The 14,225-nt window shown below is 59.5% G+C and carries 14 protein-coding genes, 1 pseudogene and 1 riboswitch; all 15 genes and pseudogenes read right to left on the bottom strand.

Features of this window, described 5'->3' with window-relative positions; translation table 11 throughout:
- Positions 1-458: 458 nt before the first annotated feature.
- The 15 genes and pseudogenes from grdD to N2315_07775 all read right to left on the bottom strand — a co-directional run bounded on the left by grdD (position 459) and on the right by N2315_07775 (position 14,172).
- Complete coding sequence (gene grdD / locus N2315_07845; protein ID MCX7829096.1) at positions 459-1,610, bottom strand: glycine/sarcosine/betaine reductase complex component C subunit alpha; 1,152 nt, start codon at positions 1,608-1,610, stop codon at positions 459-461.
- An 18-nt stretch (positions 1,611-1,628) separates the two neighbouring features.
- Positions 1,629-3,164: a glycine/sarcosine/betaine reductase complex component C subunit beta gene (grdC, locus tag N2315_07840; protein ID MCX7829095.1), complete on the bottom strand. Its 1,536-nt coding sequence runs from the start codon at positions 3,162-3,164 to the stop codon at positions 1,629-1,631.
- 107 nt (positions 3,165-3,271) lie between these two features.
- A complete protein-coding gene (gene grdB / locus N2315_07835; protein ID MCX7829094.1) occupies positions 3,272-4,579 on the bottom strand; it encodes a glycine reductase complex selenoprotein B in 1,308 nt (435 codons plus the stop codon).
- Between the two features lie 36 nt (positions 4,580-4,615).
- A complete protein-coding gene (gene grdA, locus N2315_07830; protein MCX7829093.1) occupies positions 4,616-5,092 on the bottom strand; it encodes a glycine/sarcosine/betaine reductase complex selenoprotein A in 477 nt (158 codons plus the stop codon).
- 90 nt (positions 5,093-5,182) lie between these two features.
- Positions 5,183-6,481, bottom strand: a complete 1,299-nt coding sequence (locus N2315_07825) for a glycine/sarcosine/betaine reductase component B subunit (GenBank protein ID MCX7829092.1) — start codon at positions 6,479-6,481, stop codon at positions 5,183-5,185.
- Between the two features lie 39 nt (positions 6,482-6,520).
- Positions 6,521-6,841 (bottom strand): thioredoxin family protein, encoded by a 321-nt coding sequence (locus N2315_07820; GenBank protein MCX7829091.1) that lies wholly within the window; start codon positions 6,839-6,841, stop codon positions 6,521-6,523.
- 47 nt (positions 6,842-6,888) lie between these two features.
- Positions 6,889-7,164: pseudogene (locus N2315_07815) on the bottom strand (GrdX family protein).
- A gap of 232 nt (positions 7,165-7,396) precedes the next feature.
- Positions 7,397-7,498, bottom strand: a riboswitch (glycine riboswitch).
- A gap of 119 nt (positions 7,499-7,617) precedes the next feature.
- A complete protein-coding gene (gene lat / locus N2315_07810) occupies positions 7,618-8,976 on the bottom strand; it encodes an L-lysine 6-transaminase (GenBank protein ID MCX7829090.1) in 1,359 nt (452 codons plus the stop codon).
- A gap of 227 nt (positions 8,977-9,203) precedes the next feature.
- Positions 9,204-9,632, bottom strand: a complete 429-nt coding sequence (locus N2315_07805; GenBank protein ID MCX7829089.1) for a YkgJ family cysteine cluster protein — start codon at positions 9,630-9,632, stop codon at positions 9,204-9,206.
- Positions 9,619-9,936, bottom strand: coding sequence for a hypothetical protein (locus N2315_07800; GenBank protein ID MCX7829088.1), 318 nt, complete (start codon positions 9,934-9,936; stop codon positions 9,619-9,621). The genes N2315_07805 and N2315_07800 overlap by 14 nt, the downstream gene beginning before the upstream one ends.
- Positions 9,937-9,988: 52 nt before the next feature.
- A complete protein-coding gene (locus N2315_07795) occupies positions 9,989-11,080 on the bottom strand; it encodes a flagellar basal body P-ring protein FlgI (GenBank protein MCX7829087.1) in 1,092 nt (363 codons plus the stop codon).
- A 29-nt stretch (positions 11,081-11,109) separates the two neighbouring features.
- Positions 11,110-11,688 (bottom strand): flagellar basal body L-ring protein FlgH, encoded by a 579-nt coding sequence (locus N2315_07790; protein ID MCX7829086.1) that lies wholly within the window; start codon positions 11,686-11,688, stop codon positions 11,110-11,112.
- Positions 11,688-12,629 (bottom strand): flagellar basal body P-ring formation chaperone FlgA, encoded by a 942-nt coding sequence (flgA, locus tag N2315_07785; protein MCX7829085.1) that lies wholly within the window; start codon positions 12,627-12,629, stop codon positions 11,688-11,690. The genes N2315_07790 and flgA overlap by 1 nt, the downstream gene beginning before the upstream one ends.
- Positions 12,630-12,639: 10 nt before the next feature.
- Positions 12,640-13,428 carry a flagellar basal-body rod protein FlgG gene (gene flgG / locus N2315_07780; protein MCX7829084.1) on the bottom strand — a complete coding sequence of 263 codons (789 nt, stop codon included), beginning with the start codon at positions 13,426-13,428 and terminating at the stop codon, positions 12,640-12,642.
- 15 nt (positions 13,429-13,443) lie between these two features.
- Positions 13,444-14,172, bottom strand: coding sequence for a flagellar hook-basal body protein (locus tag N2315_07775; protein MCX7829083.1), 729 nt, complete (start codon positions 14,170-14,172; stop codon positions 13,444-13,446).
- Positions 14,173-14,225: the final 53 nt, after the last annotated feature.

Here is a 14,225-nt window from a genome sequence, read left to right as displayed (position 1 = left end):
AGATCCCTGCCTTCGTTTAGATTTTTACATGAGGCAACCCGTCTCGTTCGTTTAGATTCTTAAGAGAGGCAACATGGATGGGAATATGCTGTTAATCATCGACTTAAATCGATAAACCTGCATCCATGTTCCGCAAAACCGTAGAAGACCACACACCATGTGGGCTGTAACAATGACCAAATCCCTCCCCTGCCTGAAGAAACCAGCTAGACCCAGGATTGATAAGACAAAAAGCAGACAAAAACTTCACGCCGTTTCCCACCCTTCCTGAGCCAAGGGCGCATGAATTAAGTCCTTGCCATCCCGCCGGAGATCTCCGAAGACCACAAAAAGACCGGGGCGGCTGGGGGTTGACGCTCCATCCCCAAACCGCCCCGGCAGCTAAGCTAGGTGGCGGCTTAAAAATTTAGTCCCTCCAAAACCGCCATCCCGCACATCAATGGGCGCAAAAGAACGCTTTAAATGTACCCAGCAGACCTCAGGAGCTCCAGAGCCCTTGCGTGGTGCCTTGAGGGAAGCTTTATCACGGGGCCGGTACAACCCATGGCCGATTCCGCGTATATACCCTCCCGCCAAAGGACCCTTGCGGCGGCCTCCACCTCAAGTACGTCCACCCCGGATATCTCCTCGTCCGTGGGCTCCTTAGGAGGACACTTAACATCGGACTGAACAGGGGCGGATCCCCTAAGACCCTCCAAGATAGCCTCCAAACCAGCCCCCTTGGCCAACGCCACCTCCTGCTCCACCACCTTAGGCAGGCAGCCTCTCACCATCTTGGCGGTGTAGGCAATGGCCCCCGCCACCACGGGCTCTCCGGAGGCCCGGGATATTATGGAGATCACCCGCCCCCAGCCGATGCCCACCGACGGGCCGTAACCCCACCCCAGGGCCTCGTAGGCTCCGCCGGTGGTGAAGGCCGAGAACACCTTGTTAAGCACGTTGCCGGTCAGGCTGTCGCAAATACAAACGTCCACCGCACCGGCAAGTATGTCGTTGCCCCTGAGAAGCGCCCCTCCGTCGGACCTCAAGCTGGAGCCGAACCGGATTGGATAACCCCCATCCCTTAACCTCCCAAGGGCCCGCACCGCAGAGGCGGCGCCTTCCACGTTAAGCACCCCAAGGCTTGGGTCCTCAATGCCAAGACACCGGGCAACCGCCCTGCCCAGCACGCCGTTGAGCACCATGGCCTCCACCCGGTCCGCCGAAGCGGTTCCGGTGGTGCTGGATATGAGCATTGGACGACCCCGGCCCGGGGTCACCACCATACCCACGGTGGTCACGCCAAAGGGGAATGGATAATGAAGCGCCACCGCCCCATCAAGATCCCCGGAATCGGACAAACCCTTCTCCAGGGCAGAAGACACCGCCTCCTCGCAGTCCTGGGTCTCAATCCATTCGAGGTCCTCAAAGCCCTCCACCCTGGGGCCCACCATCACCACCTTGAGGGCGCCGTCCTCCCTCATGGCCCGCCTGGCCCCCATCAAGAGCTCCTGAACGCCAACCTCGTTGCCCCTGGCCATGAGCCCTATCCGTACGGGCTTCCGCACCTGCCCCCTGGCAAGGGATATTATCTCCTCCAGGGCCTCCGCCACCATCTCTTTATGACGCAACATAGGCGATCACCAGCCTTAAGACTTGCGCAGGGAGGACAGGGCCTCCTCCAGGGCCTCCAGGATGATGGCCTTAACCTGCTCCTTATCCAACCCCTCGGAGGCTGCCACCGCACCGGACGGCCCCTCCAGCACGAAGGACGCCCCGTCGGATAGGTTGGTCATCCTGGCCAGGAAAAGGCTTCCCTTGCCTATTATCATGGCCCGCTTTATACGCCCCTCCAATATCCAATCCCTGGCATGTCCAAGGAACGGCACCCCGGAGGGGATGTGCCCCTGGGTATGGGCAAAGCCCGGTATCCCGCGCTCCACCACGAAGTCGTTCATCTTGGCCTTCTCTATCTGCCCCTTCATGGCCGCCAACGCGGCTATCATCTTGAAGTTCCCATTGGCGGGGTCCCCGGCCCCCGCGGGCAGGGTTATCTCCGGTATGTGGAGCTCCGCGGCGTACTTGTCCACGTCCAGGAACCCAAGCCCCAGCTTTACCAGCGGGTCGTAAACCAAAGCGGTGGTAACCGCCTGGGGGGACGCACCTGCGCCCACCGAGTGCTTGCCAAGGGCGTCCAGCCTCATGACCGGGTTCTTTCCATCCTCAGGACCCAACAGAACCGCAAAGTTGCCAAGGCAGTCCTCCAAAGGCGGCAGGTTCTTCTTCACGTGGTCCCGGCTGTTCATGTAAAGCTTGGGCACCGCTCCGCCAGCCAACACCACCACGTTCTTCCTGGCCCCTGAAGCCACCATGGACCCGCCCACTATTAAGGCGTTGACCGGACCGGCACAGAAACCCCTCACGTCACAGCCGCTGGCGTTCACGCACCCGCATATCTCCGCCACCGCCTTGGCGAAGTTGCCTCCTCCCCGCTGGTTCATGTCCCCACAGGCCTCCTCGGAGCACTCCACCACGAAGTCCACTTCCTCCGGGGAAAGACCGGTCTTGTCCAACAGGTGCATGAGGGCCAGCACCCCTCCGGCCTTGCAGGCCAGGTTCTCAAGGAGCACGTAAGCGGACAAACACTCGTCTATCTCGTGCCCCTTCCTGCAACACCCCACAACCCGGTCACCAAGGTACAGAGGAAGGGCCCCCTTGGCGGCCTCCTCCTGGATCTCAGAGAGGGGACGTCCCACCTCAAGGCGCTGAAGCATATGATCCTTGATGAGGGGGTGGGCGGCGAGCTTCTCCCGCACCTCCCGGGCAAAGGACTCCTCAAGCCATATGAGGTCGAACACGTCGCAGAGATCCAACAGCCCAAGGAACTCGTCCTCGGGCATTATCTCCCCATAGCGGCCGAAACGCTTCGGCTCCTTCAGGGGGTTCTCGGTCCAGGGCTTGGGGTGCGCCTCAAGCTCAGAGAGATCCATGGCTCCTATATAGGCGCCGTTGGGCGCGTAGGAACAAGCGAATTGATAGCTGCACAGGACCCCCTTAAGGGCCTTTAGAAAATCCGTCTCCCCGGCGGTCTCCCTCTCCACCCAAGGGGTATTCCCGTAATGATAAGCAAGGTTGGGGACGTGGTTAAGGCAGTATGAGGTCCCCAGGACAGCACAGTTAGCCATCTCAACACAACCTCCCTCGTGGGCAGTCTTAAGACCCTTTTAGGTACAAAAGGGCGGTCCCACCGCCTCGGACGAGAACGACAGGACCGCCCAAATTTCAGAGCACCTCAGTCGGCAAAAACGGTCTGATCGCTGACCTCGGTCTGAAGGGCCTTGAGTGCCTTCTCCACCAGGCGACGCCTGATGTCCAGCTCCTCCTCCCTGGTCCTGTTCGGGTCTCCCAGGGGGTGCGGTATGGCAACCGCGGGGACTATCCGGTTGGCCCCCACGGTCATGGATATGGGAACAATGGTGCACACGTGCACCACCGGTATGCCCGCCCGCTCTATCTCCTTCACCATCGTTGCGCCGCAACGAGTGCAGGTTCCTCAGGTGGACGTAAGGATGACCGCGTCCACCCCGTCCTTCTTAAGCTTTGAGGCTATCTCCTGGCCAAACCTCTTGGCGTTGGCCACCGGGGTGCCGTTGCCCACGGTGGTGTAGAAGTAGGGGTACAACTTCTTAAACACCCCTTGGGACTCCATCTGGCGAAGCACATCCACCGGAAGCACCCGGTTGGGGTCCGAGTTGGCGTAGGTGGGGTCGTATCCCCCGTGAGCGGTGGCGTAGCCATCGCTGGTAAGGCTCATAACCCCATCTATGGAGTACTCGCCATACTTCGTGGCGCTGGAGGCCTCGATGTGGTCCGGATTACCCTTGGGGACGATGCCGCCGGAGGTTACAAGGGCTATGGTGGCGTTCTTGAGGTCCTTGAGAGCCCCAGCTGGAGACACCCTGTCGAAGACCGGCATGGGGTACTCGGTCACGAAGGGCTCCCCCTTGAGCTTGCGGACCAGCATATCCACCGCCCGCTCGGCCCCTACGGCATCCCTGAACAGGTTGATCCGAACTCCACGCTCGATGTAACCCTCCTCCGCAGGCGCCCCAAGGGGCTCCCCCTTAAGGAGTTTGAGGGCTATCCTCGCCATGGCGGGCACCGCGTCCTTTATTCCCCTGGCGTTGTCGGAGGTCTTAACTATGGGGAAGCTCTTCCGGTACATCTCCACACCGGGGTTCTCCGGGTACATGCCCCCCACCACCGGCAATCCAAGCCGCTTGGAAACCGCGTCTCCCACGGCGCCGCAGGCGGTCCCGTAACGTCCCGCGTTGAAGGCGGGACCTAAGACCACCGCGTCGGGGGAGAAGGACGAGATGAGCCCAAGCACCTGCTCCGTGGCCTGATCCATGTGCTCCGCGAAGTAACCGTCACCGCATACTACGGTGCCCACCACCTCTGCCTCACCGGCAAAGGCGGCGTTAAGGGCCGCACCGGGCCCCACTGGGCCGTCCTTCTTGAGCGGCTTGGTGTCCGCCTTCTCCTCGCCGCCCAAACCGGCGAAGAACTGGTTGAGATAGTGAACTACCCTATAGGCCATTCCGTCTCCCTCCTTTCCCTATCCTGCCAGCACCGGTTAGAGGGTGTGCTTGCTGTGGGCATCCCTCATCTTCTTAACCGCCTCGGATAGGGCCTCCGGATCGAGGACCATCTCCATCATGCTGACCTGCTCCTCCCACTGGGCGGGGTCAGCCTCTGCCTTTATCTCCGGATCAAAGATGTGATATACGGGAAGTCCCAACGAGACTCCCGCCAACGGACCCGCGTAGGTAGGATCGCCGGCGGTGACGGTCTCCGCGTAGATCTCAGCCCCCTCCGCGTCGGAGGAACCCAAGATCACAACCACGTTCTCCGCCCCGAACTTCTCGGCGATGTCCTTAACCCTCTGCTGATTCTGCAGGTCCATGGCTCCAGCGGCGGTTCAGACGAAGCACTCGGTTACCGCAAAGGCTATCTCGGCCCCGCAGTCCTTAAGGCACGCCTCCATGGCGGGCCCAGGCACCCCGTCACGCTCACCCAAAAGGATGAGTTTCTTACCGGCCAGCTTTCCCATGTCCTCACCTCCCCTTCTCGAGTTTTTACATTTCATCTAAAGAAGCTTGCAAACTGAAAGCAACCCACAAGGCGCTTAATCCCCTTGGGGCTAGTAGGTGGTGGCGCTAAGCCTCCCGAAACCCAGCTCGCAGGTGGCACCGGTTATGGCCTGGAGCTCCACCTCTATGGATCCGTCCTCCCGCAGGGACCCGGAGAAGCCTCCGGCTATCACGTCAACGTACTCGGGGAACCCTATTATCCTCTCCATAGGAGGCAGCACTATCATGGCGTTGGCGTTGCCGGCGGTAACCACCGCATCCGCCTCCTTGGCGGCGTCCGCCAGGGACTGGCTGGCCCCGTCCCTACCGGCGTACTCGTCGGTTATGAGCACCGTCTTGATGCCCAGGGCCTCCGCCTTGCGGCAGTTCATGATGAGGTCCGTGTCGGGGTTGCCAAAGCCCTCCTCGCTTATGACCACACCGTCAACCCCAAGCATGGATGCCAGCTTGGTGGCGTATGACGAGCTCCTCTTCTTGTCCGCCAGGGTGACGTTTTCGTTGGTGATTATGCACCCCACGAAGTTGAGGTCCACCCCGTGCCTGGCGTAAAGGGCCCTTATGACCGGGTTGTTCAAATGAACGTAGGTGCTGTTCTTGTCACAGGCGGACACGCAGTTGCCGGAAACTATGGCCCCGTCCATCACCTCGTTGGGATGGATAAGGGTGGGGATTATCCTCTTGGCGTCCACCCCGTAAACGTAGGTGTCGTGCAACAGCCCCTGGGTCTGGAGCATGTAGAGGTAGGCCACCTTCGGGAGCCCAGGATGAGACGCCATGGCCTCCCGCAGCGAAGGCAGGTGAAAGACCTCCACGTTATCGGGCTTAACCCCGTCGACCGACTCCATGACCTTCTTGGCCAGGAAGTTGGCGCACTTAAGACCCGCCAGCCGGCAGGCGGCCTCATAATCGTGCTTCTCAAGACCCTCCTTGGGCTCAAAGACAAGCACCACGTTGAAGGTCTTCGAGAAGGGGGTGTAATCCGCCCCGGGACCGGTCATGTCCACGATACCCTCCTGGAAGCCCACGATACGGCCACAGGTGAGCACCGCCGCCCCCTTGAGCACCAACGTCTTTCCGCTTCCCACGGTCTCCACGTCGCCGATGAAACCGGGGAACACCTCGCCGGGACCCTCCATCTTGCAACGGGGCTCCACCGCGTCCTTCACGGGAGTTATCCTTACCCTCTCCCCGGGACGGGCCAGATCAACATCCACGGACTTAAGGCGTTCATCACCCTTAAGGTGCTCCAGAACCTCCTCCTTGGAGACGTAGAGCGTTCCACCCTCAAGCCTGGTGGAGCTTCCCCACTCCAAAGCCTTCACGTGAAACTCGTTCAGTTCTAGCCTCATGTTATCCCTCCCTTCCACTGCACGAAAAACCGACGGAGATCACCCCAAGAGCTTCTCCGCCCTCTCCCTTATGGCCTCAAGGGTCACCTCCGCTCCGGTTATCCTGTCCACCAGCTCGCCGTTCTTGTAGAACAGGAAGGTGGGAAGCCCCATAACCTTGAGACCAGCGCAAAGCCTCCGGTTCTCTGCGGCGTTGAGCTTGCAGAACTTCACCCGGCCCTCGAACTCCTCCGCCATCTTGGTCACCTCCGGCATCAGCGCAAGACACGGGCCGCAGGTGGGACCCCAGAAGTCCACCACCACAGGAAGAGAAGCGCCAAGAACCTCCGCCTCGTAATTGTCCTTGTTCACCTCGATCACGAACATCACCTCCCTTCTAAAGGGCATGACAAAACACCATCAACCGCCTAAAGGCCGTAGATGTCCAACGTGTGCTCTATGAGTTTGAGATCCACGTAAGCTAAGTCGTCCCGGTGGGGAAACTTGTCAGGGGAAGGAAGATCCCCATAGGAGCCATAAACCCCCAAGGCCTCCTCTATGAGAGCCAAGGAGTCATAATCCAACCGCTCCGCCGGCCCCTCCAATAGGATCGTCCTGAAGGGCTGCTGATTGGGCCTCATGTTTCCATAAAGAGGATGGGAAAGGAGCCTGTAGCTCCTATGGATCATGTCCCGGGACGCGAGGAGGACCTCCCCGCCGTGCCCTGAAACTCAGAGCGCTCCGGGAACTCTTTTAACCACCAGTGGGTTGTTGGTGATACAGAGCGAAGGCCGCAAAGGAGCCCCTCCCCTCAAAAACCTTCTTCAAAGAGGTGTCTCCTCTGGCTTCGCCCCTAGCAAAGGGGATTCACGATTCAGGCGCCGCAGGCCCGACGTTTGCCCCAGGGGTGGCCGCAAAGGGCCATCTGCAGAGGACCGTCCCGCCGCAATCCTTTGGCCTGAGAGATTCAACCCTTAAAGGGTCTTGCCCCTTCGGCGCCCCCATAGAATCTCAGGGGAACTCTCTTGCGGCGATCATCCGGCCATGTAGAATTTTACACCTACCCCCATAGGGGTCAAGGGGCTTTACAAAAAACAAAAATAAAAACGTACGAGCCCCGTAACCGCCGGGGCTCGCAGCAAGCCGAAATTGAGGGGCTAACGCCCAAGCACCTCTTTAAGACAGCTCCTGGTTCTATCAAGCCCTTCCTTCACGTCCTCCAGAGGAACGTTTAGGGCGGGACGGAACCTCACGGACCTGTCGCCGCACGGGAGCACCAGCATGTGCTTGGCCCAGCAGGCTTTGATGAACTTATCCCTAAGCTTTGAGTCCTTGAGGTCGTAGGCGCACATCAGCCCCTTTCCCCTGACGTTGGAGACCACATCCGGGAACTCCCGGCGGATCTCCTCAAGACCGTTCAGCAGCGCAGGACCGGCGGTGTTGGAGACGTAATCCAGGATGTGGTCGTCCCTGTATATCTCCAGGTACCTGGTGGCCCTCACCATGTCCACCACGGAACCTCCCCAGGTGGAGTTTATACGGCTCGACACGGAGAAGCAGTTGTCGGGAACCTCGTCTATCCTAGGACCCGCCACTATGCCGCAAACCTGGGCCTTCTTGCCGAAGCTGAAGATGTCGGGCATCACCCCGTGATGTTCAAAGGCCCACATCTTGCCGGTTATCCCCATGCCGCACTGAACCTCGTCGAATATGAGAAGTATGTCGTTCTCGTCAGCTATCTCCCGAAGGGCCTTGAAGAACTCCGTGCGAAAGTGGTTGTCCCCGCCCTCACCCTGGATGGTCTCTATTACGATGGCGCAGATGTCGTCGGGGTTGTCGGATATGGCCTGCTTTATCTGCTTTATGGCCACCGCCTCTAGCCACTCAACCTCTCCCACGTGCTCCTCCAGGGGGAACGTGATCTTCGGGTTGAGAACCCGGGGCCACTTATACTTGGCAAAGAACTGGTACTTGTTGGGGTCATGGGTGTTGGTGACGGAAAGGGTGTAGCCGCTGCGTCCGTGGAAAGCCTCGTGGAAGTGGATGACCTTGGTGCCCCTGCGGCCCGCCACGGCGTCCCCCTTGCCTATCTTCCCCGCCTGAAGCAGCTTGCGGACCTTCCAGTCCATGGCCACCTTGAAGGCGTTCTCCACCGCCAGCGTGCCGTAGTCTATGAGGAAGAGGTGGTTGAAGCCCTTGGGCATGGCCACCTCTCGGAAGGTCTTTACGAACTCCGCCATCTCATGGGTATATATGTCCGAGTTGGCAACCTTGTTTATGGCGGCCTTGAATATCTTCTCCTTGAACTCATCGTTGGCCAGCTTGGGGTGGTTCATTCCAAAGGGTGCGGACGCAAAGAACGTGTAGAAATCAAGCCAAACGTCCCCGTTGATGGCGTTGACTATACGACTTCCCTGGGACTTATCCATGTCTATCACTATGTCAAAACCGTCCCGGAGCATCACGGACTCGATTTCCTTGAAGACCTCCGCCGCAGATACAGAGTATTTAACCATTCTTCTCTACCCTCCCGGGGCAGCGCCCCCAAGTTTAGTGGGTAAATATTACGACTATTATGCCCACCACACAAGTCAGAGAAGAACGAAAATATCTAACAATTCAGAATAAAAACTGGTTTTTATGATGTAGATATTTTTGACCTGGGTTTCACTCGATATGGGGACTTTGTGTTATTTGGTTTATTTATTGGTTGGTTTGGCTTATAACAACACACAGGAACCGTCTAAAGATCAGGGAACGGAGAGGCATCAAGAAGCTCCTCTATCTCTTCAAGCCGCCACAGCCTACCCTCCTCTCCCATGCCAGGACATCTCCGGGACTCGCGCTCCCAGTTCTCCTTGGAGGACATAACGGATCTCCAAAAGGGAAAAAGAGAACATTGGGCCGGACGGACGGGATAAACCAAACACCTGTTGCTCTCAGGATCCAGCATCACACAGTCCCCGTTGGGACGCTCCCTCAAGCTCTGCCGACCCCAACGAAAGGTCATGTAACGCTTTCTGAACTCATCCTCCGACATGCCAAGGTGCTCCGCCATGGCAAGCACCTCCCCATCGGTCATCCAGATGGCTCCGGGCTCCCCCCTGCAACAGCGGCCACAGCCAAGACAGGTAAACCTAACCCCCTGAGAGTACCACCTATCCCCTTCCATCCCCTTCTCCCTCCGCTTTCACTGCCCCCTTCATCTGCTCGTAAAGAACCCTCCAAAGGCCCACGCCCCCAGCCTCGCTCAAGGCCTCCGACGCCATCTCCACCGCCGTGTCCTCCAAAGGACCGAAGGGCCGCTTCCTATCCTCACCCCCTATCCTCCGGGAGGAGGCCAACATCTCCTTCCAAAGCTGGGACAAAAATATACCCTCAAACTGCTTGCAAGCCCTCTCCAGCTTCCTCAACTTCTCCTCCGCTACCCCCTGACTCAACGCCGACCCGCCGGACACCACCCTGTCAACCGCCACCGAAGATCACCCCCAAGACGAACGTTCCACCCATCTCAAGAAGGACCACGTCCTACTGTATGACCAACTGCCCCTGAAGCGCCCCCGCCTGATCCAGGGCCTGAAGGATAGGGATGAGATCCCTGGGGCTGGCGCCGACGGCGTTCAAAGCCTTGACAAGATCCGCCACCGTGGAGGCCTCGGGCAGCATCACCACCTGCCCGCCGCCCTCCTCAGCCTTCACGTCGGTCCTGGGCAGCACCTGGGTCTTCCCACCGGACAACGGATTCGGCTGGCTCGCCTCCGGCCTCTCGGAAACCTTCACCGTAAGGTTCCCGTGGGCCACCGCCGCAGGGGACAGCTTAACCTCCCCACCCATCACCACCGTCCCGGTCCGCTCGTTCACCACCACCCGGGCCATGACGTCCGGCGCAACCCGAAGACCCTCTATGGAGGATATGAAACCCGTAATACCTCCCTTAGCGCCCGCCGGAGGCAAAACCTCCACCCTGCCGGCATCCACCGCCGATGCAACACCCCCGTACTTCTTGTTTATGGCATCCGCAATCCTCTGGGCGGTGGTGAAGTCCGGCCGTCTTAACAAAAGCACCAGACGCCCCGCCGGGGCCACCGACGAATCAACCCCCTGCTCCACTATGGCTCCACCGGGTATCCGAGCCACCGTCTGGAAGTTCTTGACCGTCTGGGCTCCCTGCCCCCCGGCGCTGAAACCCCCTATCGAAAGAGGCCCCTGGGCCACCGCGTAAACCCTCCCGTTGGCGGCCCTAAGGGGTGTCTGGAGCAAGACCCCCCCCTGCAGGCTCTTGGCATCCCCCAAGGCGCTCACCAGCACGTCCAACGTCTGCCCAGGCGACACGAAGGGGGGCAGCTCACAGGTTACCGACACCACCGCCGCGTTCTTGGACTTTATGACCTTTGGATCCACGTTAAGGCCGTAGTTCAAGGCCATGTTGGACAACATCCTCATGGCCATGTCTCCCTTGTCACCGGTGCCGGAAAGACCAACCACCAACCCCATGCCAACCAGCTGGTTGGGTCTTGCACCCTCAAGAGCCACCAGGTCCTTTATCCTAACCTCAACCCCAAAAGCGGCGGAGCAGACGAAAACCGCCGCCAAGGCAAACACAACGGACTTAAACCTCATTGGGCAAAACCTCCCGATGCTCAAAAGCCCTAGAACAAGGCCTGTATTATCTGGGTAAAAAGACCGGGCCGCTGAACCCTGCTCACAGACCCCTTGCCCTCCACCCTTATCTCCGCGTTGGCCACCCTGTTGCTGGGTATGGTGTTCCCAACCCCCACGTCCTCGGGCCTTATCACGCCGGTAAAGCTGATCTTCAACTTCTCCTCCTGGGTCACCACGTCCCTCTGCCCCACTATAACCATGTTGCCGTTGGGCAGAACCTCCGTCACCACACAGCTTATGGAAGTGGTGAGGTTGTGCTTCCTCTCCGTCTTGCTGTTCCCCGATGAATTGGAGGATCCACCTATGGAAAAGGCCTTTATGAAGTCCAAGATCCCGGTGCCGTCTTTTATCCCGCTGCTGTCGCTCTTGCTGGTTGTGAGCTTCCCCTCGTCCTTGGTATCCGTGGTCTCGGAGACCTGAACCGTCACTATGTCCCCCACCTTGGATGGCCGCCGATCCGCGAAGAGCCCTCCCCCGTCCTGCCAAAGGGACTCTCCGTACCCAGGGGAACCGAGGACTAGAAAAAACAGCGCCCCAAGCCAAAGGAACCTGCCCCTACAAAACATCAGCCGTCTCCCCCTTCTACCCGCACAACCCCTGGGCCCTCCACCACACCGGAAATAACCCTCCTGCTGGCAAGGTTCATCACCCTCACCCTCTCGCCTACCCGGCCGCTGTCCACGCTGCGCCCCAAGGCAATTACCTCCACGCCCCCCACGGCACACACCAACGAAACCTGCTGGCCTCCGGACACCGCGGCCTCACCATCCAAAGACGACCCCTTAACAATACCTCCGGATCTTACGGGAAGGCGAACCACCCGTCCCTCCACCTGTTCGATGGAACTTGGAATATCCCCAAAACCAGTCCTCTCCGAAAGGCCAAGGGCCACGGAAGCCCTGTCCACCCTTTGGCCCCGCCGAAGCGGCACAAGGGCCACCACCACCGGCTGATGCCACCGGAGGGACACCCTCCTTAGCTCTTCGGACTGAGGCCCCTTCACATATACGAACGGGAAACCATCCCTGAACCCCAAGGGTATGACAATCTCCCCCGAAGGGACCTCCAACAACACCTCCACCCGCCAGGGCCACCTGGCAAGCCTGGCAAGGCGGATTTCTAAGGAATCCTCCCCCTTGCGCACCACCCTGGACGCGCTTGGCATGTCCAACCTAACCGACACGCCCAAAGGCTTAAGGCGCCTCATGGAACTCAATACCCGGTCCCTCAAGAGCAGCCCACCTGGGGCCTCCAACAACACCCCACCCGCCAACAGGCAGTCCCTCTTAGAACCCTCTAAGGTCCCATACTCTCCAAGGTAAAACCTAAAATCCCTAGCCCTAATCTCCCCAGGAAGCCTCACCAACACCTCCCCGCCCCAAACCTCCCAGGGCAACGAAAGGATGAGGATGAGGCAAAAGAGCACCCGCCAAAAACGACGCCGGCGGACCCCATGAGGGCACCGCCGGATCTCAAACCCCAAGGGGAACAGGCCTCTTAGAACCATCACACCAAAGCTACCGCCTCAGGTTGTTGGCTATCCTCAAAAGCTCGTCGGCGGTGGATATGGTCTTGGAGTTGGCCTCGTAGGCCCTCTGGGCTACTATCATGTTCACCATCTCCTCCACCACCTGTACGTTGGCCATCTCCAACGTCCTCTGGATGGTGTTGCCCAACCCCTCTTCTCCAGGGTTCCCCACTATGGGCGCTCCGCTGGCGGGGGTCTCTATGAACAGGTTCTTCCCCAACGCCTTCAACCCACCGGGGTTCACGAAACGGGCAAGCTGGATCTGTCCAATCTCCTGGGGGTTGGGATCCCCCGGGAGCAACACCGACACTTGGCCGGTGGGGCTTATTATTATCTCCTTGGCGTTGTTGGGCACCGTCACGGCGGGCTCCAAAAGATAACCGTCGGCGGTAACTATCTGGCCGTTGCCATCGATGCGCCACGACCCATCCCGGGTGTAGGCCACGGTGCCATCGGGCATGGTGACCTGGAAAAACCCATCCCCCTCTATGGCCACGTCGGTGGGGTTACCGGTCACCTGCATGTTACCCTGACCCATTATCCTGCTGGTCCCCGCCACCCGGGAGCCTAAGCCCACCTGAATCCCGGTGGGTATCATGGAGGCAGGCTCCACAGGAGCCCCGGGCTCCCGATCTATCTGATACATGAGATCCTGGAAATCCGCCCTGAGCTTCTTGAACCCAGAGGTGTTCACGTTGGCCAGGTTATGGCTTACCACGTCCAGGTTGGTCTGTTGGGCTATCATGCCGGTGGCACCGGACCAAAGGGAACGTATCATCCCTCTCTACCTCCTTTAACTGGGCCTGCCGAAGGAGTTGGACAGCCGGGAGGACAGCTCGTCCTGAATGGTAACCGTCTTGGCCGCCGCCTCGTAAGCCCTGTTGGCCTCTATCATCTTGGTCATCTCCTCCACCACGTTGACGTTGGACCTCTCAAGGAAACCCACCGCCAGCTTAACGTTCTCCACGTCCTCGGGGACTCCCGAGTACTGGGTCTCGGAGAGCAGGGACTTCCCCTCATGGCGAAGCCTCGAGGGGGTGGCAAACCGAACAACCCTTATCCTGCCCTGGGCCTCCCCGTCGACGAAGACCTGCCCGTCGTCGCCTATCTGAACGTCAACCCCTTCGCCTATCTCTATGGGGCCGCCATCCCCCATGACCAACATGCCATCGTGGGTGACCAGCTGCCCCTGATCATTCCTTTGGAAGTGCCCCGACCTGGTGTAGAACGTGTTGCCAGCCCCGTCCTGCACCACGAAGAACCCGTCCCCCTCTATGGCCAGGTCAAAAACCGACCCGGTCCTCTCAAAGGCCCCCGGAGCGGTCCTCATGGCGGTCTCGTGAAGCACGTTGGCCAATGACAGGTCCCCTATGGTTATCCTGCCGCTGGGGACGAAGGACTCCTTCACCACCGGATCCATGACCTTCTCTATACGATCCATGAGCTCCTCCGGGAAGGACTTGTTAACCCCTATCCTGGCCCTGAAACCGGACGTGTCCACGTTAGCCAGGTTGTTACCCACCACGTCCAACATCTTCTCCTGGACCAACATGGCGGACGTACCCGCATATATAC

Origin of the sequence: Thermanaerothrix sp. (assembly GCA_026417795.1) — a bacterium.
Classification (GTDB): Bacteria; Synergistota; Synergistia; order Synergistales; family Synergistaceae; genus Thermanaerovibrio.
The sequence above is the reverse complement of the archived record's forward strand: the minus strand, read 5'-3'. Positions and strand labels throughout refer to the sequence as shown.

Bases quoted from the DNA above. Each gene is read 5' to 3' on its own strand.
- grdC (MCX7829095.1), bottom strand. From the start codon at position 3,164: ATGGCTAACTGTGCTGTCCTGGGGACCTCATACTGCCTTAACCACGTC.
- N2315_07825 (MCX7829092.1), bottom strand. From the start codon at position 6,481: ATGAGGCTAGAACTGAACGAGTTTCACGTGAAGGCTTTGGAGTGGGGA.
- lat (MCX7829090.1), bottom strand. From the start codon at position 8,976: ATGGTTAAATACTCTGTATCTGCGGCGGAGGTCTTCAAGGAAATCGAG.
- N2315_07805 (MCX7829089.1), bottom strand. From the start codon at position 9,632: ATGGAAGGGGATAGGTGGTACTCTCAGGGGGTTAGGTTTACCTGTCTT.
- N2315_07795 (MCX7829087.1), bottom strand. From the start codon at position 11,080: ATGAGGTTTAAGTCCGTTGTGTTTGCCTTGGCGGCGGTTTTCGTCTGC.
- N2315_07790 (MCX7829086.1), bottom strand. From the start codon at position 11,688: ATGTTTTGTAGGGGCAGGTTCCTTTGGCTTGGGGCGCTGTTTTTTCTA.
- flgA (MCX7829085.1), bottom strand. From the start codon at position 12,629: ATGGTTCTAAGAGGCCTGTTCCCCTTGGGGTTTGAGATCCGGCGGTGC.
- flgG (MCX7829084.1), bottom strand. From the start codon at position 13,428: ATGATACGTTCCCTTTGGTCCGGTGCCACCGGCATGATAGCCCAACAG.